Raw genomic sequence first — 1,093 nt, 5'->3', positions numbered from 1 at the left:
AGCTGCATCACGTTTACCCGTTGGCATACTGACATTATGCGTAAAAGATATCTTTTCATCCGCTACACGACCTGGTATTCTGTTATAAAAATCTGCATAATCAGCTTCTTTATTGACAACATTCTTAACAGCAGAAGCTTTATCTGCTCCATAAATCTTTGCAAATCGTTCATACAGATCATTCGTACCAAAAATCTCCTTTGCCTTGGATACTTCATCTCCTGCTTGCCCCATACCTTGTAAAAGTTTTGCTCTTGATCCCTTTTTAAAGTATTCTTGTTCTCCCTCTGATAATTCATCAAAGATTTTACTGAACTCATCCTTATTAACCGACTTGCTAAGGATTTTAGAACCTTTACCCATAGCATCTACATGTGAACTATATTGATGATACAATGCCCGCCCTTTCTTATATTCAGACGATATATCATCCATAATCTCTAATAACTTTTTGTCGATATCTACTAAGCTACGAACTTTGCTATTGTTTCCTTGCCTCTTTTCTGCCCGTATCATAAAATCAATAGCCTCCTTAGTTTTATGGAGAATACCCATGTTGGGTTTCTCTTTAAGAAGGCTAAATTTTTCAGAAGAAAACGGACTGGCTTTATTGCCATCACTAATGAATCCCCTTAGCCCTTTATTATAAGCTTGTTTAAAGTATGGACGCTCCATTAATTCATTAAGTGCCCCATAATATTTCTCTCCTATTGGTATCTTTTTAGCTATTTCATAAAGAGTATGGGATGCTTCTTTCCTACTCGCGATAAGATCACCTTTTAAACCTGTGACATTTTGACGAGGAACAAAGTGTTCATCAGCAGCTTGATGAATACGCTCCCCTCCTCCCAGCGCTCTCTGCCCAGCTCTTTTAGTCAAATCAAGATAAGCTCCTTGATTTCTTTTCGCGATATCAAAAACAAGATCCTGTAAAAAAGGACTATGATCAGCTACATAATCGGTAGAGACCGCATTCTTAAAAGATTTTCCTAGATCTTCAGAAGCTTCATTGCCTAAATGTTTACTGATTGCTCTTAACGTGTCTGTTGCAACACCTTCCTTATGAGAAGGAGAAAAAAGTCTTCGTATTCCG

The 1,093-nt window shown here is 37.5% G+C and carries 1 pseudogene; it reads right to left on the bottom strand.

The features are described from left to right. Nucleotides 1–1,093: pseudogene (locus ACFIK4_RS08840) on the bottom strand (hypothetical protein); the annotation flags it as partial.

The organism is Bartonella sp. AP9QHHD, from assembly GCF_042195625.1.
Lineage (GTDB): Bacteria > Pseudomonadota > Alphaproteobacteria > Rhizobiales > Rhizobiaceae > Bartonella.
Note: the sequence above shows the minus strand (reverse complement) of the source record. Positions and strands in the feature narration are given on the sequence as shown.